General features: G+C 59.1%; 14 protein-coding genes. 2 read left to right on the forward strand and 12 right to left on the reverse strand.

Annotated elements, in window-relative coordinates; all coding sequences use genetic code 11:
* Positions 1 to 7: 7 nt before the first annotated feature.
* The 3 genes from ISP18_RS01670 to ISP18_RS01680 form a co-directional block, all read right to left on the reverse strand.
* Positions 8 to 1,297: an oligosaccharide flippase family protein gene (locus ISP18_RS01670; protein ID WP_380016395.1), complete on the reverse strand. Its 1,290-nt coding sequence runs from the start codon at positions 1,295 to 1,297 to the stop codon at positions 8 to 10.
* A gap of 290 nt (positions 1,298 to 1,587) precedes the next feature.
* Positions 1,588 to 3,792, reverse strand: coding sequence for a polysaccharide biosynthesis tyrosine autokinase (locus ISP18_RS01675; protein ID WP_380016397.1), 2,205 nt, complete (start codon positions 3,790 to 3,792; stop codon positions 1,588 to 1,590).
* 36 nt (positions 3,793 to 3,828) lie between these two features.
* On the reverse strand, positions 3,829 to 4,263 hold the full coding sequence (locus ISP18_RS01680; protein ID WP_404559239.1) for a low molecular weight protein-tyrosine-phosphatase: 435 nt from the start codon (positions 4,261 to 4,263) through the stop codon (positions 3,829 to 3,831).
* Between the two features lie 397 nt (positions 4,264 to 4,660).
* Here ISP18_RS01680 and ISP18_RS01685 point away from each other — a divergent pair, with 397 nt between their 5' ends.
* Entirely contained in the window at positions 4,661 to 5,746 is a 1,086-nt protein-coding gene (locus ISP18_RS01685) for a polysaccharide biosynthesis/export family protein (RefSeq protein ID WP_380016401.1), read from the forward strand.
* 64 nt (positions 5,747 to 5,810) lie between these two features.
* On the opposite strand, the gene ISP18_RS01690 is transcribed toward ISP18_RS01685, so the two are convergent.
* Positions 5,811 to 6,071, reverse strand: coding sequence for a hypothetical protein (locus ISP18_RS01690; protein ID WP_380016403.1), 261 nt, complete (start codon positions 6,069 to 6,071; stop codon positions 5,811 to 5,813).
* A gap of 438 nt (positions 6,072 to 6,509) precedes the next feature.
* On the opposite strand from ISP18_RS01690, the gene ISP18_RS01695 reads away from it, so the two are divergent.
* The gene (locus ISP18_RS01695) at positions 6,510 to 9,554 is read left to right on the forward strand and encodes a TonB-dependent receptor (RefSeq protein ID WP_380016405.1); all 3,045 of its coding nucleotides are present in this window, start codon (positions 6,510 to 6,512) and stop codon (positions 9,552 to 9,554) included.
* An 80-nt stretch (positions 9,555 to 9,634) separates the two neighbouring features.
* Here the strand turns inward: ISP18_RS01695 and ISP18_RS01700 are convergent, their stop codons facing one another.
* The 8 genes from ISP18_RS01700 to ISP18_RS01735 form a co-directional block, all read right to left on the reverse strand.
* Positions 9,635 to 11,875, reverse strand: coding sequence for a glycoside hydrolase family 20 protein (locus ISP18_RS01700; protein ID WP_380016407.1), 2,241 nt, complete (start codon positions 11,873 to 11,875; stop codon positions 9,635 to 9,637).
* A gap of 81 nt (positions 11,876 to 11,956) precedes the next feature.
* Positions 11,957 to 14,971 carry a TonB-dependent receptor plug domain-containing protein gene (locus ISP18_RS01705; protein WP_380016409.1) on the reverse strand — a complete coding sequence of 1,005 codons (3,015 nt, stop codon included), beginning with the start codon at positions 14,969 to 14,971 and terminating at the stop codon, positions 11,957 to 11,959.
* 237 nt (positions 14,972 to 15,208) lie between these two features.
* On the reverse strand, positions 15,209 to 16,318 hold the full coding sequence (locus tag ISP18_RS01710; RefSeq protein WP_380016411.1) for a glucokinase: 1,110 nt from the start codon (positions 16,316 to 16,318) through the stop codon (positions 15,209 to 15,211).
* Positions 16,319 to 16,562: 244 nt separating this feature from the next.
* A complete protein-coding gene (locus ISP18_RS01715; protein ID WP_380016413.1) occupies positions 16,563 to 17,537 on the reverse strand; it encodes a sialidase family protein in 975 nt (324 codons plus the stop codon).
* A gap of 110 nt (positions 17,538 to 17,647) precedes the next feature.
* Positions 17,648 to 19,489, reverse strand: coding sequence for a glycoside hydrolase family 35 protein (locus ISP18_RS01720; RefSeq protein WP_380016415.1), 1,842 nt, complete (start codon positions 19,487 to 19,489; stop codon positions 17,648 to 17,650).
* Positions 19,486 to 22,092: a glycoside hydrolase family 3 protein gene (locus ISP18_RS01725; RefSeq protein WP_380016417.1), complete on the reverse strand. Its 2,607-nt coding sequence runs from the start codon at positions 22,090 to 22,092 to the stop codon at positions 19,486 to 19,488. The genes ISP18_RS01720 and ISP18_RS01725 overlap by 4 nt, the downstream gene beginning before the upstream one ends.
* 216 nt (positions 22,093 to 22,308) lie before the next feature.
* On the reverse strand, positions 22,309 to 23,361 hold the full coding sequence (locus tag ISP18_RS01730) for a glycosyl hydrolase family 18 protein (protein WP_380016419.1): 1,053 nt from the start codon (positions 23,359 to 23,361) through the stop codon (positions 22,309 to 22,311).
* A complete protein-coding gene (locus ISP18_RS01735; protein ID WP_380017596.1) occupies positions 23,361 to 24,932 on the reverse strand; it encodes an alpha-L-fucosidase in 1,572 nt (523 codons plus the stop codon). The genes ISP18_RS01730 and ISP18_RS01735 overlap by 1 nt, the downstream gene beginning before the upstream one ends.
* Positions 24,933 to 25,132: the final 200 nt, after the last annotated feature.

Genomic DNA, 25,132 nt, shown 5'->3' on the forward strand with positions numbered 1-25,132 from the left:
ACTCAGATTAAATCCTGCGCGCATGAAACCTGCGCATTCCCCCATACATCGCGAGCAACAGCGACACCTCACCTGCAACCGTAGCGATCGCAGCACCCATTTCGTGATACGTGGGAATCAGCATGACGTTGAACACCACGACCATCACCGCGCTCAAGCCCATCGCCACCACGCGATATCGCATGTGCTGCTCATTGAGCAAGGCCGAACTGACGGCCGTGGATAGAAAGCGCACCGGTACACACACTGCCAGCACCGTCAGCACTCGCACCACCGGCTTGTATTTCTCACCGAAGACAATCGGCACCAGCCAAGGCGCTACCACGACCAGCGCCAGCGCCACGAATACGCCAGAGGCCAACATCGCGATGGCGCCGTGGCGATAGACCCTCCAGAACTTGGCCGTATCGTGCACCGCCCAGCGATGCAGTTTCGACAGCAGGAATTTCTGGTACACCGTCGAGGGAATGAGATAAATCGCCGTCATCACGCCGAGTGCGATGCCGAAGATGCCTGCCTGCGTGTTGCCATTCAGATACTTCAGCAACACTGTGCTGATCTGAAAGAAAATCGGATACAGCGTCGCTTCCAAACCATACGCCCAGGCTTGTGACCAAAGGCGCGCCACACTGGGTGATGGTCCCAGCATCTGCGCAGTCGGCTGCGGCCCGTGGCCATGCAGCTGTATGCCGCCGCGCATCATCGCCATCAGCCGCGGCAATGCGAGCGCGGCAACCACCAGCGAAATCAGGCTGAAGCCGATCGCCACGAATCGCCCATCGAGCGATGGTATGAGCAGCAGCAGCACGGCCACCAGCATGCGGCTGCCGGGCGTCGTCAACTGCCACAGCGCCAATGCGTAGTGCCGCTCTTCCAGGCGCAGCTGACTGCTGATCAGACTCGCCGCCAAGATACCCAGCACGATCGGCAGCAGCAGAAGAAGAATCGGCCGCGCGTCCGATGGCGCACCGATGAACGACCACGCCATCACCAGACTCAATGTCAACACGGTGCTGCCCGCAATGAAGCGCAACGAGGGCGTCAGCCAGCGATTCCCTTGCCAGCCTTCCACGCCGTACACCTGCAGCCAGTATTGCGGCAGACCGAAGCCCGCGAGCGGCGTCACCATCGTGACGGTGGCCAGCGACGAAGCGAACAGGCCGTACTCGGCCGGGCCTAGCTCGCGCGCCAGTAAGGCTTGGGTGAGGAAAGCCAGGACCGCGCCGAGTGCGGTGGCTATCCACAGCACGGAGATGGCGCCGAGTGCGCGGCGCCATCCTTGAGGTAATCGGCTCAAGAGCGGGAGGTCGGAAGCGGAGGAATTCACAAGGCAGGCATCCAGGCAAGCGTTTGCATGTTACGGCTGCGACAACGCCCTCTTCCTCTCCCCTCCAGGGAGAGGGTTGGAGTGAGGGGACAATCTTGCGAAAAACCGGCTATTCCGCGCGCAACTCGCGCTGCAATACTTACATCACCCACGAATGGTTCCTCGCAAGATTGCCTTTCACCCTGCTCTCTCCCCGGAAGGGAGAGGGATACGGTGCGGCACGCATGACCTCTCCCACACAGGAAAGAGGCCACCATCGATCACACCTTGGTCGTCGGCGCGTACGCGTAATACGCATAGGCGTAGTAGCCGGCCGCACGCTTCTCCACGAGGTTGAAGATCGCGCCCTTGATCGCCACGCCGTTCTGCTCCAGGCGTTGCTTGGCCAGAGCGATCTCACGCACCTGATTGATGCCGAAGCGCACCACTAGCAGGCTGGTGCCGACATGATGACCAATCACCGCTGCATCGGTCACCGCGAGAACCGGCGGCGTGTCGACGATGATCAGGTCATAACGCGGCCGCAGCGTCTCGAGCAACGTGGTGAAGTTGGCGTGCATCAGCAGTTCCGACGGATTCGGCGGAATCTTGCCGCGCGCAATGAACATCAGTTGGCCAACGCCGTTGATCGGGCGTATGACGTCGCTGATTTGCGCCTGGCCTGCGATCAGTTCTGACAAGCCATTGTCCGGCCGGCCTCCGACCATGCGATGCAACAGGCCCTTGCGCATGTCCGCGTCGATCAGCAGCACACGCTGTCCGGCCTGCGCCATCACCACGGCGAGGTTGGAGGCTACGAAGCTCTTGCCCGCGCCGGGGCTGGCGCTAGAAATCATCAACACGTTGTTCTTCGTCTCCAGCCGTGCGAAGTGCAAGCTGGTACGCAAGCTGCGTAGCGCTTCTGTCGCCATGTCGGCCGGTGCGTTCAAGGCCAACAGATGCTGATGAGTGCCCGAGCGATGACCCAGTCGCGTCGCCGCTTTGCGTTGCGTGTCGCTAAGCGGAATGGATACGTAGACCGGCAGGCCGAGCCGCTCGATCGCCACCGGATCTTCCACGCCGCGAGTAAGCATCTGACGCAGGAAAATGAATCCCAGCGCGACCAGGAAGCCCAACACCGCACCGCCCGGAATGACCCAGATCGGACGCGGCCACCACGGCTTGGCGAGATTCACCGCCGATTGGTCGATGATGCGCACACTGCCCACGGTACCGGCGCGCGCGATATCCAGTTGCTGCGCTTGGTTGAGCAGGCTGGTGTAGGTCTGGCTGGTGACCGTGACATCACGATTCAGCTTCAGCAACTCCTGCTGCGTGTTGGGCAGCAAACCGATCTTGTGTTGCAGTGCGCCCTTCTCTCCTTCCAGTTGGTTGATCTGCTGTTGCATAGAGCGGTATTCCGGATGTTCCGGTGTGTAATGCCGCTGCACTTCGGCCATCTGCATGCGCAACTGGTCGAGGTTGGTATCGATCGACACGTTCTGATCCAGCAGCGACTGTGTCTGCATGGTGAGATCGACCGAATGCTCTTTGAGCTGGAAGGTATTCAGCGCTGACGTGGCGCGTTCCAGCTCCTGCTTCACTTTCGGCAATTGTTCACGCACGAACTGCAGGCTATTCGCCGCTTCGGCCGCGCTGCGGTCGACGTTCTGGCGCACATACAGGCTAGTGACCTGATCAAGCAGATTGGTGGCCAGGATCGGGTCGATGTTGTTGTAGGTGAGCGCGATGATGCCCGAATCCTTACCCTGCTCTTCGGCATCGATCTTCTTCTGCAGCACGGCGATGGTATCCATGTGCGAATGCCGGACCACGCGGAAGCGCGTACCCGGATTGGCCTGCAGCGTGCGTACCTGCATGGTGACGCCGTTTGAAGTGACCATCTGACCAAGGTGGCCGTTGATGAGCACGTTGCCGTCTGGATCCTGCAGCGTATAGGTACCATGGTCACCGGCGATCAGCGAGAGCTTTTCGTCGAGCAGGTCAGCCGGCACGTCGAGCTGGAAGATATCCAACTGCGAACCGCCCCAGTCATAACGGCTCAGACCGAACACCGGCGCAGCTATTTCGCCAGGATGTTCGCCTATGAACTGCCGCGCCAGGAACGAACCGATGAACGGAAGGTGCTTCGGTTGGCTCTCGATATCCAGCTTGAGGTTCTCGACTGCCTGCCCGAGCACTTTGCGCGAGGTGAGCAACTGAATTTCGGTGATCGCCTGCGAGGTGGAAATGCCTAGCGTCTCCGTGAGATCGCTCATGCCCGGCAAGGTCGGCGCCTTCTGTTCGACCTGTACCGACGCACTGGCCTGATAGACCGGCGTGGCGAGTATCGAGTACAGCACGCTGATCAGCAGAAACACGACGGTAATTGAAGCAATCAGCCATTTATTGTCGAGCACCGTTCCTAGCAATGCGCGCAAGTCAATGTCTTCGTCGCGTGTCGCGAAGGTCTGCTTGGTGGTCATAGGCCGCTCCTCGATGGATCAGTATTCATAAGTAAGTCATAAATAGCGAAGCCAGCTCTCGACGCCGCGCTCGATCATCACGTGGACGTGTTCGAACACTTCTCGCGACTGGCGATAAGGATCAGGGACATCGTTGGCGTCCTGCCATTTGTCGAGCAGAAACAATTTTCCGCTGGCCTCCGGCGCAACCCGCGACACGGCGGTTAAATGATCGCGTTCCATCGTCAACACCAGATCGGCTTCGCGCAGCATCGTCGGATCGAGCTGACGCGCACGATGTTCGACTGCATCGATACCGCGTTCTTTCAAAATTTGCATCGCGTTGTCATCCATAGGGCGGCCCACCAGTGCCTTAAGACCCGCACTGCTGATATGGATGCCGCGATGTTGCAACTTTTCGCGGAACAGGAATTCCGCCGTAGGACTTCGGCAGATGTTGCCTACGCAGACGATCAGGATGCGTTTGAACACGTATGGAAGCACTCCCACCGCATGTGTAAATGCAAAACCTCATAAGTCCTGCTTTTTCAATGATGCGTTTCAACGGGTTTACCTTCTATGGCTGCACGCACATGCGCGCTCGAGTGACATCATCTAAAAATCGAATGAAGTTATAGCGCTGCTTTCGTCAAAAGCGCATGGATTTTTCAAAATATTTGACATCACAAGACATTCCGTACACACACGTGACGAAAAAAAGTCGAGTTCGACCACAGTTCATTTACGGCACGGTGACGCTGTCGCGAGCTTAATTAATTAAACAAACGTGGCCGATTCGAGAGATTTCCGATTGATACCCATATCCCGCACTTTGACCGCCCAGTGCTCCATGCCAAGTGGCACAACATCAATACATAGTGGAGTGCACATGAAAGCATCGTTGGTTTTGGCAGCTGTTTTAACGACCCTGGCTCTTTCAGGATGCGCCGCCCTTCCCGGACAGCACATGGCCTCGAGTGGACCGGAAAAGGATCACGTCCAGATGGTGCAAATCACGCCTGAATGGCTGCAGAGCCAGCCCGCACCAGAGGAAAAGACCATCCCCCCTGAATTGCTGAGCTATCAGCCCGAGGCGTATCGCATCGGGCCCGGCGATATGCTTTACATCACCGTATGGGATCACCCCGAATTGACTGCACCGGCTGGTGCACAACAGCAAACCAGCGCGAACAGCCGCCTGGTGCGCTCAGACGGAACGTTGTTTTATCCCTATGTTGGCACCGTCAAAGCCTCTGGCATGACGGTGGACGAATTGCGCCAAGAGCTGACCAGCCGGCTCACCAAATTTGTGCCCAAGCCGCAAGTTGACGTGGCCGTCACAAGTTATGGCAGCCAGCTCATCACGCTTCAGGGTGCGTTTAGCAAAACGGACCCGCAACAGGCCACCACGGTTCCGCTGACGCTTGCGCAAGCGATCGGTACGGCCGGCATCGACCTTGCGCACGCGGATATGTCGGACCTCGTGCTGTCGCGGGATGGCCGCGATTACCATCTCGACCTGAACACCCTCAGCAAGACAGCGGAGCAGCGCATTTATTTGAAACCCGGCGATCGCTTGCTCCTGACGTACAACGACACCAAGGAAGTCTATGTGCTGGGTGAAGTGTTGCGCCCGCAGGCGCTGGTGTTCAGAACGGATGACATGTCGCTCACTCAAGCGCTGGGCCGCGTCGGCGGACTGAATCCGGTTACGTCGAGCAGCAAATCGGTATACGTGATCCGTGGCGTGAAAGATCTGGCCCACAACCCGGCGACGGTTTATCACCTCAACGCGCGTTCTCCAGAAGCCTATGTGCTAGCGGACAATTTCCATGTACGCGCCGGCGACGTGGTGTGGGTTGGCGCAGCAGCCATCACCCAATGGAGTCGCTTTCTCAGCCAGCTAGTGCCGCTGTCCAGCCTGGTAACCAGTGCAGCAGTGGCCAACGGCGGCGGCAGCGGCGCTGGTTTCTGACCGCAAGCCTCTCAGATTTTTGCTCGGCGGGCGCCTCCGGAGCAGGCGCCCTTTTTTTGTCTATCTATCGGCCTGAACGAAGCCACGCGATTTCGGCATAGGCCGCATCCAGTTCATCGCGCAGCGCCTGATTGCTCTCCAGCAACTGCTGAATTTCCTGGCACTGCGTAATCACCGAACGCAACACATCGCACTTCACCGTTACATGACGTGCGCGGTATGCGCGCATGCGCTCGGCGGCGGATTTCGCGTTGCCAGAGGACGGACGCCCCCTTCGGGGCTTAAGCAGCATGGCAATGGTTCCCGGATCGCGAGGGTCGACCATGGCGTAACTCCTTCGTTTTGGGCGGCCGGAGTTTATCGTAACGTTACGATAAATGCAAGAAAAAAATGGGAACGGGGAACGGGGAACGGGGAACGGGGAACGGGGAACGGGGAAGAAAATTTATGTTGAGGTGCGATGCAAGCGCTCTCACTAACAAAGAAGTCGCGACGGAACACATCGTTCGCGCGATTTGCGCGTTCCCCGTTCCCTCTTCCCCGCTCCCCGCCTTTATCACTCCTCGTCATACCGACAGTCACATCCTTCATCGTCGGAACATTTCTTTTTGCAACGCAGCAACGTATCTATATAGGCAGCTTTCCGTCGGTGCGATGACGCATCAGGGGACGCGAAAGCAGGCGAGACGAGAACTCGCCATGGCCGATTCACCTTCATCCAGAAAAGCCGCCTGCGGGAATCCCCACCCCGCGTGCACTAGGAATGTCGCTTGTCTGCGATGCGCTACAGAGAACCCCTATTTTGAAAAACACACATACTTTTTCATCCCGAAAGTTGGCCATTGCCGTGGCCGTAAGCTTGACGCTGGCCAGCACGCATGCCTTCGCGCAATCGACCACGGGCAGCATCTTCGGCCAGGTGCCCGCGACGGGCGGGGAAACCGTGCAGATCAAAAGCACCACCGGCATCTCGCGCACAGTTCCAGTCGACAACCGCGGGCGCTATGTCGCGCCGGAGTTGCCACTGGGCGTCTATACGGTGTCCCTGTTGCGCAACGGCGCAGTGGTTGATTCGCGCGACAACGTAAACTTGCGTGTGGGCACCGGCACTGAGATTTCCTTCAGCGAAGCGGCGGCCAAGAATCTAGGAGCGGTCAAGGTAACGGCCAATGCCGTGCCACCCATCGACGTGACTAGTGTGGACTCGCGCACGGTGATTACGTCCAAGGAATTGGCGCAGCTACCGCTGCTGCGTTCGGCCGAGGCCATCGCGCAACTCGCACCGGGCGTGGTGAACAACAGCGGCGGCTACACCGGACCTACCGGTCAATCGCTGGTGAGTTTCGGCGGCTCGGCCGCCAGCGAGAACGCGTATTACATCAACGGCTTCAACGTCACCGAAACGCAGCGCGGGCTGGGCGGTCTTACCCTGCCCTACGGCGCTATCGAGCAGGAGGAAATCTATACCGGCGGTTACAGCGCGCAGTACGGGCGCTCGGATGGCGGCGTGATCAACATGGTGGGCAAGCGTGGTACCAACGAATGGCACTTCGGCGGCCAGGTGTTGTGGGAGCCGGATTTCGCGCGCGCTAACGGAACGAACACCTATTACACCAACGGCCTACCGACGTCGCCGGTGGCGGGCAATCTCTACGATCCCAAGAGCAAGAACCAGCAATGGACCCGGACCTACGATGCGTACATCGGCGGCCCACTGATCAAGGACAAGCTGTTCCTCTTCCTTGCCGCCGAGGCTTCCACGCAGAACGGCACCACGGTCAACGAGGTTTCCAACGCGCAGCCGTACGTGCGCTACCACTACACCTCGCCCAAGTGGTACGGCAAGCTGGATTGGAACATCACCGACAGCAATATTCTTGAAATTACCGGCGCATCGAACCGCGAGAACACCCAAGGTTCGATCTACAGCTACGACTACACCACACTGCAGCGCGGCCAGTTCATCAACGACGCAGACAGTACCAAGACCGGTGGTGATCTCTACACCGCCAAGTTCACCAGCTACATTACCGACAGCCTCACCCTGACCGCCACCTACGGCAAGATGAAGCTGGACAACTACGATGTGCCCGGCAATTACAACAGCAGTCTGACCTATCTTGCCGATATCCAGAACCAGAACCCGGCCTTGAACGGCGGCTCGCCGATCGGCAACAGCCAGGTGACGCGCTCGCTTTACAGCCCGAATCGGCACAATGAAAGCGACAACCTGCGCATCGACCTCACCTATCAGCTCGGTCAACACACGCTCTCGCTAGGCATCGACAATCAGAATGCACGCGCGATCGACCAGGGCAGCCAGACCTCCGGCCCGGGTTATTACTGGGATTACGAATACACCACCACGCCGACCGTTGCGCTGATTCCCAACCTCGGTGTCGGTGCACCGGCGAACTATCCCAATGGTGCAGCGGGCTATTACGCCATCAAGTACATCAATAGCTCGATCGCCAGCGTGCGCTCCGCGCAGCGCGCGCAATACATCGAAGACAAGTGGCAGGTCAGCGATCGCTGGCTGCTGTCGCTGGGTCTACGCAACGACCAGTTCGTCGACTACAACGCCGATGCGCAACCTTACATCCGCCAGACCAAGCCGCAATGGGCACCGCGGCTCGGCTTCAGCTGGGACGTGTTCGGCGATGCTAGCCTGAAGGTCTACGGTAACGTGGGGCGCTATTACCTCGGTATGCCGCTCAACCCGGCCTTGAACGCGGCCGGCGCCTATGTGTCCACCCAGCAGTATTACACCTATGGCGGCATCGCCGCGGACGGTACGCCGACCGGGCTGACCGCGTTCTCCAATGCGGTATCACCCAACAACACCTATGGCGTACTGCCGGATCCGAGAACGGTGACGGCGCAGAATCTGAAATCTGAATACCAGGACGAGTTCATTCTGGGCTTCACCAAAGCAATCGACAATCAATGGGTGTACGGCGCCAAGCTGACGCGGCGTATTTTGCGCAACGTGATTGACGACTACTGCGACGTGCAAGCGATCGAGAACAAGGCCGCGCAGCTTGGCTACACCGTCAATGCGACCAACAGCTGCTATCTGATCAATCCGGGCCGCGAAAACATCTTCACGGTGATCGACGCCAGTGGCAATTACCGCAGCGTACCGCTGACCAATGCAGAGATGAACTTTCCGCAGATGAAGCGCAAGTACTATGCGCTGGAAACCTTCCTGGAACATCCGTTCGACGGCAAGTGGTATGGCAAGGTCGATTACGTGTTCTCACGCAGCTATGGCGATACGGAAGGACAGCTGCGCTCGGACATTCAGCAGACGGCTGCGTCGACCAGTATCGACTGGGATTTTCCGGAGCTGATGTCCAGTAGCAACGGCGCGCAAAGCAACGATCACACGCACCAGTTCAAGCTGTTCGGCTATTACCAGATCACGCCGCAGTGGCTGGTGTCGGGCACGGTGCAACTGGTCTCCGGCAATCCGCGCAATTGCCTTGGCTACTACGGCCCGAATCAAACCGATCCGGACGGCTACGGCAGCTTCTACCACTGGTGCGGCGGCCAGCCCTCGCCACCCGGCACCTATCGGCTGCCCTGGCACAAGCAGGTGGACGTGGGCATCAGTTATCTGCCGCCGGTGTCAGCGGGCAAGCTCGCGTTATCGCTGAATGTGTTCAACCTGTTCAATTCGCAGACGATCTTGAATGCGTATCCGTACTTCCAGATCTCGCCCGGTACGCCTGATCCGCTGTATGGATCGGCGGTGGTGCGGCAGTTGCCGCGATATGTGCGGTTGACGGCGACGTACGATTACTAAGACAGCTGGCTGCAGCGGCCCCTCTCCTTCCGGGAGAGGGGTTGGGGCGAGGGCCCGATCATCGCGCGCACTCTCCGCAACTACTGAACCAACACTTCATCGGCAAACAGCCAGATGTCCTTGGCACCGTCGGGAAAGCTCGCCGGCAAGCTCTTGCGCTGCGTCGCCTTGATACGGATATAGCGCGCGGTGACGGGTTGCTCTGAATGAAAGCGCAGGGATAGCTTTCGTGCAGGCGATGCCAGGTCGATATTCAAGGTATTGCTGTAGAGCGAGGTCCAATGCTGTCCATCGCTCGATGCTTCATACGTCACTTGCTCGGGAAGCAGAACGCGTGAATTCGGCTCGAACAGAAAACCCACGTCGATGGTGTGGAAGGCCACATCTTTCTGCAGGTCGATCGTCGCTTCCAGATCGGCGTCATGCCAGCCCACCCAGCGGCCGTCGTGAAAATCATTACCGCCTATCACGCCGTCGATCAACACGCCTCCAGGCGCATATTCCGGCGCCGCCGGCTGCGCGAATGTGATGGAACCGCCTGATGCCAGATTGTCGACCAGCGTAAAGCTGGTGGCATTGTCGTAACGCAAGCCTTTGCGGAAAGGCGAGACCTTCACCGTGCCAGCATGTTGAATGCTGACGACGTCATCGAACGATGGCGACTGCGCCGTGGGATCGCTGCCGTCAGTGGTGTAGTGGTTTTCAAGATCGTCAAAGCCGCGCTTGGCGTGCAACTGCCAGGCATCGTGCTGATCGTCGAACGTAACGGAATACCCCACCACTAGCTTGTCTTCCGGCCCATACGCCACTTTCTGCGCATCCAGCCAGCGATAATGTGCCTGCAGGCGTTGTTCGAAATCTGCATAGGCAGCATCGTCATGATTGTCGGTCCATAGATTTTCTGCGAACGCGATCAGGCGCGGATAGATTTTGGATTCGGCGTTATAGGGGTTTGCGCGTTCGCTCCACAGCGGCGCTTCGCCACCCAGGATCTGCGCGCGGTGCTCGGCAAAGATCGAGTCATCTCCTTGCGTGCTGGCCGATGTACGGCCGGCGATGTTGGTGAGATAGATGCCCTTCACTGTCAGGACGTCCAGCGGTGCATCCAGATAGAACGGCCCGGCCACGATGATGCGGTTGCCGTTGACCAACGCCTTGCGCGCTTCGTCGTCGCCGCGCCAGATTTCGATGATGGCGTTCTTGTCCGCCCCACCCTCGAGTATTTCATCCCAACCGATCAAGGTTTTGTTTTTGCCGGCGAGGTAGCTCTGCATGTGCTTGATGAAGTAGCTCTGCAGACCTTCCTCGTCCTTCAGCCCCTGCTCGTGTATCAGCGCCTGGCAGGAATCGCAGGACTTCCAGCGATCTTTGGGGGTTTCGTCGCCACCGATGTGCACATATTGCGAGGGGAACAAGGTCATCACTTCGTCCAGCACGTGCTGAAGAAAGATGAAAGTGTTGGGATTACCCACGCAATCGATGTCCTTGAACACGCCCCAGGTGGTGGGCACGGTCAGCGGTTGCTGCGTGCAGGAATATTCCGGATACGAGGCCAGCGCCGCCACGCTATGACCAGGCATCTCGATCTCGGGTATGACCGTAATGTTGCGCGCCCGCGCGTAGTTCACAATCTCGCGGGCTTCGCGTTGCGTGTAGTAGCCACCGTAACGACTACCGTCCGCCTCGGTACGCCAGGCGCCGATTTCGGTGAGCTTGGGGTAGCGATTGATCTGGAGGCGCCAGCCCTGGTCTTCCGTCAGGTGCCAGTGAAAGGTATTGATCTTGTAATAACTCAGCAGATCGAGCTGCTTCTTGATGAAGGAGACGGGGTAGAAGTGCCGTCCCACATCGAGCATGAAACCACGGTAGGCGAAGGCCGGGGCATCCTTGATCTGCACCGCAGGAATGGCAGCCAACTCGCCGTGTTCAGGCGGCAGCAGCTGACGCAGGGTTTGCACACCCCAAAACAGACCCTTATCGGTCGACGCCTGGATGATGACACCCCGTGACGTGACAGAAAGCCGATACGCCTCATCACCTTTAACGGTGGGATCAATCGCCAACACGATGCCATGTGCATGCTTGCTTTCGGATAACCGGATGCCCGTCTGATCGCGAACCGCATCGCGCAAAAAGGAGACTATTTCGCGCGCGCGTGCTTCGTCCGGAGCGTCGATACCGGTGTTGGCATCCAGTTGATAACTCCCCTGGCCAGCTTCTATATGTTGCGGTTCCGGGATGATCGAGATCTCGGCGGACGCACAGACGCTCGTCATCAGGACCGAGGCACCAAGGCAGCTAGCAAGCAACGACTTCAACATCCTCAAGACTCCATCTATTCAAACATACCGCTCAAAGCAAACGAGCCCGGCTTTTGGCCGGGCTCGTTTGTTTTGCTTACGTCAATCGAGCTTGTAGTCAAACGTGAGGAATATCTCGCGACCATTGTATTCACTACCGGTCTGCCCCGTGGTGACGAACTCGAAGCCACCAGCGTAGTACGGGATCGTAGAGACCCTGTCGAAGATATTGTTCACGGTGAGCTTCAGCTTGGTCATATGATTAATCTGCCAGCCGATCGACGTGTTCCAGGTAATCCACACCGGCGTATGGCCCGTGTACTCGGTGTCGGCAACGGTTACAGCCTGGCCATTGACGTTCACTTGGCAAATACCGGTAGCCACCGACTCCGTGCCATTTTGCACGGTAATCATGCTCGGCTGGATGCCATTGGGCAGCGTATTGCAACTACCGTAGTTCGGGGAACGCAAGCCGCCGTCGCGCACACCGGAAATCGACACGTCCCAGTCGCCCTTGTGCCAGTCGCCGATCCACGTGATCCTGCTCGCTACGTTGTTATAGCGGGTGTTTTGCAACTGGTCGGAAGCCAGCACGCGCTGCTTGTACTCGAGATTGTCGGTGTAGTTGATGCTGGCGCGGAAGTCACCGTAATCGTCGGTGTGCAGCTTGTAGTCCAGCGTGGAGTCGATACCGCTCACGTACAGCGACGCCTCGTTGATCGGGCCGGAGTTCTCCGTAACGATCTGGCCAGCCGCATTGCGCGTAACCATCTGGGTCACCATCTTGCAATACGCCGAACCCGGCACGTGCGCCGTATACGGCGACAAAGCTGACGTGCCGTTTACCTGGTAGCCGGTAAGACAACCGGCCTCGTCGACCAGCACGGTGTCTGCGCCGAGGTACTCGATGGAGTTGTCCACGCCCAGATGCCAGTAGTCGGCAGAGAACGACAGGCCCTGCACGCCCGGAACCTGCCACACGAAACCATAGGTCCAGGAGTGGCCGGTCTGCGGCTGCAACAAGCGGCTGCCATTCGTGTTCAACGTGTAGTACTGCGAGACGGGACGCTGCGTCAGGTTGCACCATGTGCTGTTGGCCTGGCCACCCTTGATAGCGTTGATGCACTGCAAGGGATCGACGTAATCACCCACCGGCGAGGAGGAGCCGGTCAGGTAGATGGCCTGCATATCCGGCGCCTTGAAGTTGGTACCGTAGCTGCCGCGCAGCAGCAGACCGTCATACGGACGGTATTCGAGGCCCGTGGCCCAGGTGCGGGCCACATCGGCGCGGCTGGCATCGTGGTACTTGTCCAGACGACCCGAGATGGTCCAGGTCACCTGATCCAACAACGGCACACGGAACTCATCGCCAAACGAATAGCGCTGGCGGGTGCCGCCGCCGGTGAGATAGGCCCCGAATGGATTCTGGAAATTACCCGAGTTGGAAAAGGTAGAGCGCGGATCGGGCGAGAGCAGGAAGCCGTTGTGTGCGGCTTCTAGCACCGCCGCCCAACCCACGGAGTCGTTGCTCACCCACGGAAACTTGAACAAATCGCCATTGACGCGGAACTGCACCTGGTCCAGCCACGACGACGAGGTGTTCGTGCCACTGACCGCGAACGTGCTGTATTGCTGCGGCGTGATCGGGCTCCACCACTGCTGCCAGTTCATGCCGTAAATGGGCAAGCCGGCGGCGGTGGTACCCAACTGCTTGCCGAGGAAGAAGTTGTTCATCGCGTTGTTGTCGATGGCCGTGTAGTCCTCGCGCACGATGTACTTCTGACTATTGAGGTTCAAATCCCAGTTGAACATGCTGTCGAACATGGTGCCGCGCAGGCCGGCCTGCAGGTTCCAGTTCTGCTCGCGGTCATGGGTATTGGCAGCCGTGCCCATTTCCTGCGCGGTCAACTGACGGAGCGCCTGGTTGATGACCTGCCCCGTGCTCTGGTCGTAGAACTGGCCGGTGACAACAACCGGCAACTGGGTGTTGGAAATGCCCACCGTGTCATACAAAGCCGCCGAGCCGTAGAGCTGCAGGCCGTTCGAGAAGTCGTACTCGCCAGCCACGAAGGCGTTGTTGTTGCGGCTGCCGGGCGTCAGCACCCAGTTCTGGAACAGAGCGGGCTGCGAGCAGTAGTAACCATTGTCGGTCACGCCCGCGATCTGGGTGCCGCTGGTGGTAACGCTGTAGGAGTGACTCAACTGCGAGTTCGTGAACTTCCCGCAGGCACCCGCCGGCGGCGTGATGTACTGGCCCGAACCGTTCTGCGCAGAGAGGGCAACAGCGCTGTTGGCGTCGTACTGGTAACCAAACATGCGAGAGGCCGGACTCCATGAGCCGTAGCCCGCATCGGCCACCGAGTCCTGATACGGACGATCCGAGCCCCACAACGCGGTGCGGTTGGACTTCTCCAAGTTATAGATGACGTGCCAGTTTTCGCCGGACTTGCCGCCGAAGAAGTTGATGTCGCCATAGGCGCGGCCGCCACGAGTGGCGCCGCCGCCCGTAACCTGCAGATCGTCACCCTGGTAGTTCTTCTTCAGGATCACGTTGATTACACCCGCCACCGCGTCCGAGCCATAGATCGACGAGGCGCCGGTCGCCAGCACTTCGATATGGTCGATCATGCCGGTGGGGATGTTGTTGTAGTTCTGGAAGTTGCTCTGCTTGCTCAACGGCTGCGGGTAATCCACGATGCGATGGCCGTCGATCATCAGCAGGCTGAAGCCAGGGCCGATGCCGCGCAGGTTGACCGAACGCGCATTGACCGAGCTGGAACCCCAAGAGGCCGGGTCCTGGCTCTGCTGACCCACCTGCGGCAGCGAATCGAGGTATTCCCACAGCGTGGTGAAACCCTGGTCCTTGATCTGCTGGCCGGTGACGGAGAACACCGGAGCCGGCCCTTCGACCTCCACGCGCGGGATCATCGAGCCGGTAACGATGACTGCTTTCAACTCTTTCGCATTCGGGCCGTTCTGCGGCTGATTGTTGGAAGACGTGCTCTGCTGCTGATCGCTACCCGACGTCGTCGACGTCTGCGCGACGGCATACGGCGCAAAAAGTGCCAATGCCAAAGAACTAGCCAGTACGCCGCGGCGTACGTGAATGGTGTTCATTTTGTCCCCTCCCGGTAAAAAATGATGTTGCTTGCCGCCTCGACGCCCCTGATTTCAAAATCAAGTCGAAGCTGGCATGTGTGGGTTTGTTTATAAGTAAGCGCTCCGGTCGAGCCGAAGCTTCATGGGTCAAACGGCATCGGTATGTGGAAGATCTGCACGTTCCTCCGGTTGAGTTTTCACAACATCGTCTTCCTGCCGATGCGCCAAGCGGGTGCCTGCAAGCAGGCGCTCCCGTCAATCCTGCAAAGTTTGCGGGGCGTGATTCATCAGCCAGCTCGCGGCACCGACCACGCCAAGCTGCGCGTGATCAACCACGTGCACGGGCACGGTCTGCTGAAACGGACGCATCACGCCCTTGTCCAGGAAACGGCTGACGAAGCTGCTCCTGGCCATGAAATCAGTCATACGCGACAGAAAGCCGCCGGCCACGTAGATGCCCCCTGTAGCACCGTAGAGCATGGCCAGATCGCCGGCGAAAGAGCCGAGCCATCCGCAGAACAGTTGCAAGGTTTCCACGGCCTGCGCATTCGTGTCTTCGCACGCCGCTGTGGTGATTGCTGCTGGCTCGTGCAGTTCAGCCGGCACGCCATCGAGATGGCAAACAGCCTGATACAGGCGCAGCAAGCCGGGGCCGGACAGCACCGAGTCGTAAGGAATATGCGTGTCCGGCGCAACCAACTCGCTGAGTACCGCCTGCTCGCGGCCGACGCGCGCCGCCAGTTGGATATGTCCCGCTTCGGTAGCTAGCACTTGCGGTGGCGTACCTGGCAGACGCACCGCTACACCTAATCCTGTGCCTGGGCCGACCACCACTACCGGACCTTCTTCGGCACTCTTGTTGCGGCGTGGATCATGCAGCGTGATGGCGCCGGCATGATCCAGATAGGCGGTGCCATAAGCCAACGCCTCAAAATCATTGAGTACTTTCACTTCGCTCAACGCGAGCGTTTTTTCCAGCGCAGCCGGAATGATGGGCCAACGCAGATTATTGTTGATCACCTCGCCTTCGTGCAGGAAACCCGCGCAAGCCAGCGCAAGACGCTGAGGCTTGACCGAGAACTCCTCACAGAACGCATGTACGATGGCGTCGAAGCTGGCGAAATCCGCGCATTTGTAAACGCGATAAGCTAGCGTGGTCGGAACGCCGCGCGAGGGCTGGAATGCAATGAGGCCGATACGTGCATGCGTACCGCCGACATCTGCTGCCAGGAAAACGTCTTGCGTGCTGGGAAAAGGCGTCACGGATGTTGTCGTGTCGTTGCGCGCAACGTCGCCAGGAAATGCGTCCGACGTGGATGCATTACGCGGGTTGCCGTAGCGCTGATAGCCAACATCGTCACGCACGTTGGAACCCCGCACGGAAAACCGGTCGAGTCATGGCCATCCTAGTACGCAAATGGATCGAACCCCTCATAACCCCTCCGGCACGGCAGCGTGCTGATTTCTGCCCCATTCATATACGAATATCCATTTCATCTGTACTTTTGTAAAGAGCTTATATGGTGGGTTTAGATCGTGGCAAGTCGCGACGCAACAGTATGTGTCCCTCTACAACATATTTATGTCGTTGGAGGGAATGGATCTGTCTTTAGAGACCCAATGGGTCGATTACGACATGCGCGATGCGTAATCGTTTCCACGTATACGTAACGTGCAATTTGCCGTCCTTGGTCTGGATAACGGCCGGATAGGAGAACTCCACGCCAAGGCCGCGTTCCAGCGTAAGTACCTGTTTCCAATGCTCGCCGTCGCTCGAGATGGCTATGGCGAGGGTATTGCGGCCATTCCACCAATCCTTGCCATGCGTGGTCGGGTTGTAGACCAGGCAAGCGCGGCCGTCGGTCAGGATGGTGGCATCGATGCCGGAATTGGGGTTGGGCACGTCCAGCAGCTTCAGCGCCGACCACGTCTGCCCACCGTCAGTGGACCAGGTGGAGAACAGGCGATCCTGCTTGGTGCGGCCAATCGCCTGCAGCTTCCCATTGGGCCACGGCAGCAGGCTTGGCTGAATGGCTTCGATGGTATCTGGGTTGGGAACAGGCTGACTGCTCCGCCAGGTAGCGCCGCTGTCGGTGGAAAGTTCAAAGTGGATCGTCCAGCGTCCCAGTTCCGTGCTTGATGGGCTGACGATGTTTCCGTCCGCAAGTTGCACCGGCTTGTCCTTAATGGGCCCGAGGATGCCCACTGGCAAGACGCGCTCGGCGGACCAATGCACACCGTTGTCGTCCGACGTCTTGAGCATGCCGCGCCAATGCTGCGGATCGGGCCCGACCTTGTAGAACAACATCAGCGGTCCGTGGCGTGGAAGAAACAGCACAGGATTCCATGTCGGTTCGCGATGCCCGTCCACCTGCCCGCCATTGGCCACTTCGACCGGTTTGCTCCAATGGCCTTGCACCTGGCGCGACAGCCAGATGCCCACGCTGGGATCACGCTCCTGCTTGCCGCCGAACCACGCAGTGACCAAGCCTGTTGGGGTTTCGACGATGGTCGAGGCGTGGCTTTGCTTCGTCGGAGGCGACGCTGCGATGAATTCACGCAGGACGATGGGGTTGTTTGCCATGGCTGTTATGGGTGCGGCGAGCAGCAGCAGGGCTGCATACCAAGTAAGCCCCTCTCCGCTCGGGAGAGGGGTGCTTGTGACGCACCTGTGTTGCTGTGCACCCATGGCTATCATTTGGACGTCTTTACGTCCAGCTTGTACCAAACCTGCTGCGTCGTTCCACGCAGCACCGGCTGCTGCTGCGCCTGCAGATCAAACACCACCACCGTGTTATCGCCCTGCTCCATCCACGGCGCAGGTAGATACAGCGAGCGCTGTGGACCGATATCCCAGATGCGTCCAAGGTTGTGGCCATTGACCCACATGAAGCCCTTGCCGAATGCGCTCACATCCAAAAACGTATCCGCCGGCGCCGTCATCTTGAAGTGACCACGATGAAACGCCGGCCCGGCGACCGCTTGCGTGGTCCAGCCGCGAATCGTATCCGGCGACGACATCGGCAGCGGATACACCTGCCAGCTATGCAATGGCTTACCGTCCATCAACACAGGATCGACAAGCCCTGCGCGACCATCCGCAAGACGCGGTCCGTAATTGATGCGGCCAGTGTTTTCCACCAGCACATCCAATGTATGCGTGCCCGCTTCGATGGTGACAGGCAAGCTCACCTGCTTGAGCCTGCGATCCACCGTGCCGATCAGCTTGCGATCCACATACACCGAGGCGTAATCGCGCACTTCGCCCAGGTACAGCTGCCCCGTAATCGAGCCACTGATTTGAGTGCGATAAAGAATGTAGCCGTACGCCTGGCCGAACTGCTCCATCGGCTGCGGTTGCTCTACCGAAACGGGTTCCGGCAAGTTGTCCCATAGCGATGCCGATTCGGTAAGCGCGAATTCGGGAATGTCCATGAACGGCGTGGACGCAGGCAATGATGGCGGCGTGATGCTGGTGGCCTTTGTGATGACGTCTCGAAACTTCGCAAACTTCGGCTTGGGCCTGCCCGCTTCGTCCAGCGGCGCGTCGTAGTCGTAGCTGGTGGTCTGCGGCGCGTAATGATCGGTAGGATTGCCCTGGAAGTTGGCGCCGTTCATGAAGCCGAAGGTAGTGCCGCCTTCGAACATGTAAAGGTTGAACGAGTACCCCTGGCTCAGCATCCATGCAAGCTCTTTGGCCTGCACGTTGGCATCGGTTTGCGCGTGCGGTTCACCCCAATGATCGAACCAGCCCGCCCAGTATTCGCCAGCCATCGCTGGCTGGTCGGGACGGAATGCCTTGAGCTTCGTAAAAGCGCTCTTCGCTTCGCCCGTACCGAAGTTGACCACGGCGAGCACGCCGGGCAAGGCGTCGTTGCGCAGCTCCTCCGCGCCGTCGGAGGTAAACATGAGGTCGGTGCCAAAGCCGGCGCGAATCAGCGCCTGGTGGATATCTTCCATGTACGTACGGTCATCGCTGTAGGAGCCGTATTCGTTTTCCACCTGCACAGCGACCATCGGTCCGCCGTGTGAAGCCATCAGCGGAGCCAGCTCCTTGCCCAACCGCTGAAAATAGCGCTCCACCGCCTTCAGGTATTTCGGATCCTGCGTGCGCACGTGCAGATGCGGATCGGTGAATAACCAGGCCGGGAAACCGCCGGCTTCCCATTCGGCACAGACATACGGCCCAGGCCGCAGGATCACGTCCAGCCCTTCCTGTTGCGCTTCACGCACGAAAGCAGCTACGTCGTTGTTGCCGTCGAAATCGAACTGCCCCGGTTGCGGTTCGACCAGGTTCCAGTACACGTAAGTGGTGATCGTGTTCAGTCCCATCGCGCGCGCTTTGCGCAGGCGATCGCGCCAGTACGCGCGTGGAATGCGCTGAAAATCCATCGAACCGGAGAGGATTTGATGTGGCTTGCCGGCGCGGATGAAATGCGTGCCTTCGATGGTGATGAGTGTGTTTGCGTGGATCGTTGCGCTCGACAGCAGTATCGTCCCGAGCAAACACGCCGCTAAGAACGGCTTCATCTTCATCGCGGCAATGCCTGGTGACCGTTGATGGTGAATACCGTCGTTACGCCCTCTGTGTAGCCAGGTTGGCCGCCGCCAACGAACACGCGAAAGTGTCCCGCCTGCACCGCACGCAAACCTGCGGCATCAACGCTACTCAATTGCCTTGAATCGAGCTCGAAACTTACGCGACGACTTTCCTTCGCAGCCAAATGCACACGCTGGAATGCCACCAGCGCGTGGCGAGATGCGAGCGCATCATCCAGCGCATCCAGATACACCTGCACGACTTCGTCGCCATCGCGGTCGCCGTCGTTGCGGACGACGGCACTCACCGTGAGCTTCGCGCCTGCTCCCAGCTTCGATGCTGACAACTTCGGCTCTGCATACGCAAAATGCGTATAGCTCAAGCCGTAGCCGAACGGATAAAGCGGCGTGCCTTCGAAATAGCGATACGTGCGCCCTTGCATCGCATAACTGACGAACGGCGGCAGATCCCGCGTGGAACGATAGAACGTCACCGGTAGACGGCCGCCAGGGTTGTAGTCGCCGGCCAGTACTTGCGCGATGGCGCGACCGCCCTCCTGTCCTGGATACCACGCCGCCACTATCGCATCGGCATGGGCTTTCGCCCAGTTCAGCGCGACAGCACTGCCGGACATCAACACCACCACCAGCGGCTTGCCGCTGGCGGCCGCACGTTCGAGCAGCGCCTGCTGTGGTTGTGGCAAGCCGATGTCGGTGCGATCACCGCCGTTGAAGCCGGGCACGTCGATCTTCAGCTCCTCGCCTTCTACGTCCGACGACAGGCCGACGAAGGCCACAATCGCATCGGCATCGTGTACGACGGTGGCCGCTTCAGCCAGTTGCGCACCGGCCGGTGCCAGCCACTGCAAACGTACGCCCTGATCTTGGCCGCTGTGCACATATTCAAGCCGAATGGCATGCGAATGAGTGTCGGTCACATGCAGCACGGCCTGCATGTGCGCATCGTCACCGCTATCGTCGAGCACGTTCCGGCCATCCACGTACAAACGCACCGGATCGTGCTGTTTGTTGCAATCAAAGCAACGATCCACGTGCACGACCAGCGTGTAATCGCCCGGCGCCGGCGGTAGCCATTCACCGGTCCAGCGCACGGCATAACGGTCGGCGTGTAGACCATCAGCCGGTGCGACATGATCCCAATCGAAATCGATCACGCGATCTGTGCGCGTCGAAACAGGTTTGCCGTTAAATTCGACATTGTCGAAATACTCGCCGGTGAGACCGGCGCTTCCGTTCTTAGCACTGCGCAGCGCTGTTTCCGGAACCGGAATCGGCACGCCTTCGGCAATGGGTGCACCTTGCGCATAGCGCACGCGTTCTGCACCAAAGCGTTCGCGCAGCCCTTCGAGGGGTGTGAAAGGTGCGCGGGCGGTGCCATGGTAGTTGGCTTCCAGCGTTTCCAGCGTATCGGCATTCGGGCCGATCACGGCCACGCGCGTGCCGGCACGCAGCGGCAGAACACTATGCTCGTTCTTCAGCAGCACTACTGATTCCAACGCGGCTTGCAGAGCAAGCTTCCGATGCGCGGCGCTGTCCACCTGATCCATGCCGATGGATGCATAGGGATTCTCGCCACCACCCCACTCGCCCAGGCGATAGCGGGTCGCGAACAGACGTGTGAGCGCGGTATCGAGCGTCGATTCCTTTACGTAACCCTTCTGCACTGCTTCAAGCAGGTCGGCATAGGCGGAGCCGCAATCCAGATCGGTGCCCGCCTGGATGGATGCCGCGGATGACTGCACATTATCCGGTTTGAAGTAGTGGAACTTGGTCATGTCGTCGATCGCATCGCAGTCCGACACGACAAAGCCCTTGAAGCCCCAGTCATGACGCAATCGCGTCGTCAGCAGATCGCCATCCGCACACACTGGCGTGCCGTGTATGGCGTTGTACGCGCACATCACCGAATCGGCATAACCCTGGGTCACCGCCGCTCGGAATGCAGGCAGGTAGGTGGCTTCCAGATCATGCGGCGAAACGTCCACATCGAAACCATGCCGTCCAGCTTCCGGGCCGCTGTGCACGACGAAATGCTTAGGTGTGGCGATGGCGCGCGGATGGGCCGGATCGTCGCCCTGGATACCGTGAATGAAATTCACCGCAAGCTGGCCGGTAAGATAGGGATCTTCGCCGTAGGTTTCCTGTCCCCTGCCCCAACGCGGATCGCGAAAGATATTGATGTTGGGCGACCAGATGGTGAGGCCCTGATAACGCACGTGATCACGGCCGGCACCGATCGCGTTGAACTTCGCGCGCGCTTCGGTAGATACGGTGGTGCCGACCTGCTCGAGCAGCGCCGTATCCCAGCTTGCGGCCAAGCCGATGGCTTGTGGGAAGACGGTGGCGTAACCGTTACGGGCGATGCCATGCAGGCCTTCGCTCCACCAATCATAGGTGGCAATGCCGAGGCGTGGGATGGCTGGTGCGCCGCTTTGGACCTGGGTGACCTTTTCGGCCAGGGTCATTTGTGAGACGAGAGTGGCGGCTTTGGTGTTTGGTGTTGTGTCTTGCGCAAATGTTGCGCTAGCTGATGCGAGCAGGACACTGCACAACACAAGGCATGGAAAGTTTATGCGCATGATTGAAGACCTACTCCCTTGCCCTCTTGTCATGAGGTTCAACTTAGCCTTACCGTCATTCCGGCGAAGGCCGGAATCCAGTTTCAATACGTTGTGCGAAGCACTCAAAATCGCTTGTGTGTCCTTCGGACGCATATTTGAACTGGATTCCGGCCTTCGCCGGAATGACGGTGAGGCAAGCTCGGACCTTGCGTTGAATATAAACGCCTCGGTGGCTTACCGCTCCACCACCGGCAACTCATCCCACACCTTCGGATCTTCCGCACCCAACACCCAAGCGCAGAAACCCTCAAGATCGTATTGCTTCACCAGCGCATAGCGATCGCGGAAACTGTGCGCATCGGGCATGAACACCCATTCGCGCATGCCATCGCGGTAGAAGTAGTACCAGGATTCATGCTCCACCGGATCCCACTGCACTACAGCCTTCTGTTCCTTAGCAAGCGGAAACGACTCGTCCGCATCGATGTAGGTCGCTGAGATGTTGGATGCCTCGGTGCCGTCATCGCGTACAGGATTGCCGGTGTACCAGCGATAGCCATATAACGCGATGCCGAGCGAAAGCTTCTCCTTCGGCACCAGCGTCAATGCGTACTTCAGCTGATCGAGCATCCACGGCATGGCGTCCACCGGGCCCGGCGTTGTCCAACGCGTGTGCTGGTCGTAGGTCATCAGGCACACCAGGTCAGCGTATTTGCCCAGCGCGGCCAGATCGTAGGCGCCGCGCCAGTATTGCCACATCCACTTGGAAAACTGCCCTTCTCCCGCGTGACCGGGGCCGTTTGGCACCACCGCAATCGACAGCTTAAGCCCATGCTTGTGCAGCGCCTCGGCGGTTTGCTTCACCAGCAAGGTATACGCGTCGCGGTCAGTCCACGAGATGCTTTCGAAATCGAACTGATAACCGTCGTAGCCATGTTCGTTCGCCTGCTGCAACATCGATTCGATCATGTGCTGCTTAGCGATTTCGTCATGCAGCAGATCATGAAACCCCTTGCGCCCTGCCGACATGGAAATGATCGGCTCGACTGGCAACCGGTGCTGCTTGGCCAGATCCAGCACGTAACGGTTCGGCCCGCCGCTGACCAGCCCCTGGTTGTCGACGCCGTACCAGGTGGGCACCAGCAGGCCGATCTTGTCGATGTTCGCGATGAAGGAGTTGGTGGATTTCTGCGTGCCCATCAAATAGAACAGCGCCGTGGGCTGCTTCGCACAAGCCACGCCGCAGGCCAGTGCCGCGACAAGAAAACAGGCAAGCTTTTTCATCATCACTGCGCCAGTTCGATGCGATAGACGTAAGCGTAGTCGCCCACGGGTTGCGCCGGCAGCGAAAGATGCAGGCCATCCGGCTGCTGCTGCCATTCCACGCGCTGACCATTGGCAAGCAAACTCACCGCGCGCACATGGTCGTCGGGCTTGATCGAATGGATCACTGCCTTGCCGCCTTCCGGCCAGCCCAACTCGATGGCACACAGCGCACCGTTCTTGGTGGTGAAGCGGAAATCCTCCGCCGTATATGGCTTGGTCTTGGTGTCCTGGAACGTGCCGCCGACTACTTCGGTGGGGCCTTCGCCGAACGTGCGCCACGGCTTGCTGCCATAGATAGCGTCGCCATTGGTCTTCAACCAACCGCCCATCGCAAGCAGCACTTTTTGCGCATCTTCCGGAATCGTGCCATCCGCACGCGGTCCGATATTGAGCTGCAAGTTGCCGTTCTTGCTGACCACGTCCACCAGCAGATGGATGAGCTCCTTCGGCGATTTATACGTGTCGTTCTTGATGTATCCCCACGAAGCATTGCTGATGGACGTATCGGTCTGCCAGTGCGTGGGATGGATGCCGGTGAGCTGACCGCGTTCGATATCCAGCGTGCCTGCGCCTTCGGCAAAATCGCCCAGCTTGTAATTGACCACCACGCCGTCGCGCTTGGCGCCTTCGTTGTAGTAGTAGGCCAGCATTTTCGGCAGGGTGTTGCGGAAGGTTGGATGGCCGATCCACCAGTCGAAGTAAATGAGATCCGGGTGATAGTCGTCGATCAGTTCGGCCGTGCGCGCCAGCCAGTCGTCCAGCCAGGCTTGCGAAACATAGGTCCAGTCGTCAGCGAGGTTCTGATCGTCCTTCGCCATGTGCGCCTCGGCAGGACCGTACAGTCCAGCATAGCGCGGATCGTTCACGTCGGAATCGAACTGGCGACCACCGTCGAAGAACCAGTCGTGCTCGGCGCGATGCGAGGAAACACCGAAACGCATGCCATCGGCGCGCACCGCTTTTTCCAGCTCGCCGATCACGTCGCGATGCGGCCCCATCTTCACTGCCGTCCATTCCGACAATTGCGAGTTGTACATGGCGAAGCCGTCGTGGTGCTCCGCCACCGGCACGACGTAGCGCGCACCGGCGTCCTTGAAAAGCTTTGCCCATGCCTGCGGATCAAAGTGCTCCGCCTTGAACATGGGGATGAAATCCTTGTAGCCGAATTTCGACTGCGGGCCGTAGGTAGCCACGTGATGCGCGAAATCCGGCATGCTCTGCTGATACATGTTGCGCGAGTACCACTCGCTGCCGAAGGCCGGCACCGAATACACGCCCCAGTGGATGAAGATGCCGAACTTCGCGTCGTCGTACCACTGCGGCGAGCTGTAATGCTGCAGCGAAGCCCAGTCGTTCCGGAACGGCCCATCGTTCATATGCTTGGCGACACGGGAGAGAATGGCCTGTCGCTGCGGCGCGAACTTGGCGGTGGCCTTCTGCCACGCCAGGTCGGCATCCTGCGGAGAGAGTGTCTTGGCGGTAGGCGCTGTGGGTGATTGTTGGGCAGCGGCTATGCCTGCCGCGCAAGCCATGGCTACACCAAAGTAGAACAAAGACCGTTTCATCGCTCTCAATCCTTTTCACCCTCTGAGTCGAGGCTCAATAGTGCCATACACCCCAACCTACCTTGCCGTCATTCCCGCGAAAGCGGGAATCCATTTTTGCTTTGAAGCAAAAGTCGAAGATGGATTGACCAGCTTCGCTGTTGTAAAGCGCCTCCGCTTTCGCGGGA

It is taken from the genome of Dyella humi (assembly GCF_044904605.1).
GTDB classification, from domain to species: domain Bacteria; phylum Pseudomonadota; class Gammaproteobacteria; order Xanthomonadales; family Rhodanobacteraceae; genus Dyella_B; species Dyella_B humi.

Bases quoted from the DNA above. Each gene is read 5' to 3' on its own strand.
- ISP18_RS01675 (WP_380016397.1), bottom strand. From the start codon at position 3,792: ATGACCACCAAGCAGACCTTCGCGACACGCGACGAAGACATTGACTTG.
- ISP18_RS01685 (WP_380016401.1), top strand. From the start codon at position 4,661: ATGAAAGCATCGTTGGTTTTGGCAGCTGTTTTAACGACCCTGGCTCTT.
- ISP18_RS01690 (WP_380016403.1), bottom strand. From the start codon at position 6,071: ATGGTCGACCCTCGCGATCCGGGAACCATTGCCATGCTGCTTAAGCCC.
- ISP18_RS01695 (WP_380016405.1), top strand. From the start codon at position 6,510: ATGTCGCTTGTCTGCGATGCGCTACAGAGAACCCCTATTTTGAAAAAC.
- ISP18_RS01700 (WP_380016407.1), bottom strand. From the start codon at position 11,875: ATGTTGAAGTCGTTGCTTGCTAGCTGCCTTGGTGCCTCGGTCCTGATG.
- ISP18_RS01705 (WP_380016409.1), bottom strand. From the start codon at position 14,971: ATGAACACCATTCACGTACGCCGCGGCGTACTGGCTAGTTCTTTGGCA.
- ISP18_RS01715 (WP_380016413.1), bottom strand. From the start codon at position 17,537: ATGGCAAACAACCCCATCGTCCTGCGTGAATTCATCGCAGCGTCGCCT.
- ISP18_RS01720 (WP_380016415.1), bottom strand. From the start codon at position 19,489: ATGAAGATGAAGCCGTTCTTAGCGGCGTGTTTGCTCGGGACGATACTG.
- ISP18_RS01725 (WP_380016417.1), bottom strand. From the start codon at position 22,092: ATGCGCATAAACTTTCCATGCCTTGTGTTGTGCAGTGTCCTGCTCGCA.
- ISP18_RS01730 (WP_380016419.1), bottom strand. From the start codon at position 23,361: ATGATGAAAAAGCTTGCCTGTTTTCTTGTCGCGGCACTGGCCTGCGGC.
- ISP18_RS01735 (WP_380017596.1), bottom strand. From the start codon at position 24,932: ATGGCTTGCGCGGCAGGCATAGCCGCTGCCCAACAATCACCCACAGCG.